Source organism: Thermodesulfovibrionia bacterium (assembly GCA_030646035.1).
Classification (GTDB): domain Bacteria; phylum Nitrospirota; class Thermodesulfovibrionia; order UBA6902; family UBA6902; genus JACQZG01.
Map to the genome: position 1 here is coordinate 1 of JAUSMY010000014.1, position 1,494 is coordinate 1,494.

The following is a 1,494-nucleotide window of genomic DNA, read 5'->3' on the forward strand; positions in this document are numbered from 1 at the left end:
AGCGCCAGTAGAGGCACTGAAAGGTCTGAAAATCAGGGCTTTTTGATGAGCTGGTGAAAAAACTCAGGATTTAACGCAGGAAACCGCGCATACCGAAAATCGGTGAGAGAAATTTTCCGATTTCCGGAGGTGCCCTTAAGACTAATCTATTTCTTTCTTCCTGACTTTTGCGTAAGCGCGGAACCCGCCGATGTTTTAGCAGACTTACTTGACCCACTGCTTCGCAGGGTTTCTGATGCAGCGGATGCCGCTTTGCTAGATGTAGTTTTAGGAGGCGCTTTTGTTTGTGATAGAGCTGATCCTGCAGCAGACTTTGCCGCCTTACTTGAGCTCGGACTCGCCAATACTTTGGAGGCAGCGGACGCTGCTTTTTTACCAGTTACCTCAGTCTTCTTAGTCATTACTAATTTCCTCATTATTGATTTTCAGTTGAGCACCGAGCTCTACCGGAGAAGCATCGTTTAAAACAAAGAATGCTATTAAAGTAACAAGGGCAGCAAAAAGTAATGAACTTGCAAACCCTCCGACCAGATTGACACCAAACTGTGGCCAAAATTTCTTAATCTCTCTTATTTCCTGTACGACTATCCCCTCTACAGTTTCTTTTTCGAAATCAGACATGTATGTAGTGATTGCATCTTGAGCGTAACTCGTGAGTCTTGCTTGAGCCGTATCTTTCGCTCGTAGCAAAACCCCGGACGGTTGCTGTTGGTACCAACTCTGGATCTGTTCATCAGTGGGTAAACTTCCGTGGTGATCGCGGTGGTGCTTCATCCACTCAATCTTTTGTTCTTCTATTACTCCGAAGGCTACTAAACCTAGTAGCCACTCCTCATTTTCAGGAACATCCTCAACAAGCTCTTTGTAAATGTCTACCGGACCTGAGATTTTACTCATACGATGTTGCCATTAGGTATCGATAGTTTTGTGCTGTAGCGCCCTAGCGTGCATGTACATGCTTAGCATTATGACGGGAGTCTATACGTCAAACTCTAATGGTTACAATGGGTATTTGGTTTTATTCATCCCTACCCGACCCTAAACGGCAACAACCCCTCCGCCTCCCCCCGATACTGCTCCACATACTCCCGCTCCCTCTTCAAGAAATCCCCAATCGCCGCATCAAACTGCGCATCCGCAATCCAGTGATTGGAATGCGTGATGATCGGTTCAAATCCACGCTGGATTTTGTGCTCGCCCTGGGCGCCGGAGTCGAAGCTTTGCAGTCCGTGCTCGATGCAGTATTCAATACCTTGGTAGTAGCAGGTTTCGAAGTGGAGAAACTGGAATTCCTGCAGGCTGCCCCAGTAGCGGCCGTAGAGTTTGGTGTTGTCGCGCAGGCTGAGCGCGGCGGCGATGCGGCGGCCGTCGCGGGTGGCGACAATCATGAGAATGTTGTCGGGCATGGTGGCGCCGAGTTGGCGAAAGAAATCGAGCGTCAGGTAGCCGTGCTGGCCTCGTACCTGATAGGTGTTCTGGTAGAATCGGTAAAAA

General features: G+C 48.7%; 3 protein-coding genes. All 3 read right to left on the reverse strand.

What is annotated here, in order from left to right; genetic code table 11:
• Positions 1-146 precede the first annotated feature (146 nt).
• Positions 147-401, reverse strand: coding sequence for a hypothetical protein (locus Q7U10_02225; GenBank protein ID MDO8281436.1), 255 nt, complete (start codon positions 399-401; stop codon positions 147-149).
• Positions 394-897: a hypothetical protein gene (locus tag Q7U10_02230; GenBank protein ID MDO8281437.1), complete on the reverse strand. Its 504-nt coding sequence runs from the start codon at positions 895-897 to the stop codon at positions 394-396. The genes Q7U10_02225 and Q7U10_02230 overlap by 8 nt, the downstream gene beginning before the upstream one ends.
• A gap of 131 nt (positions 898-1,028) precedes the next feature.
• The coding region (locus Q7U10_02235; GenBank protein MDO8281438.1) for a GNAT family N-acetyltransferase at positions 1,029-1,494 on the reverse strand (466 nt) is incomplete at its 5' end.

What these genes read in the sequence shown, in the direction of transcription:
- Q7U10_02225 (MDO8281436.1), bottom strand. Translation starts at nt 401, where the DNA reads ATGACTAAGAAGACTGAGGTAACTGGTAAAAAAGCAGCGTCCGCTGCC.
- Q7U10_02230 (MDO8281437.1), bottom strand. Translation starts at nt 897, where the DNA reads ATGAGTAAAATCTCAGGTCCGGTAGACATTTACAAAGAGCTTGTTGAG.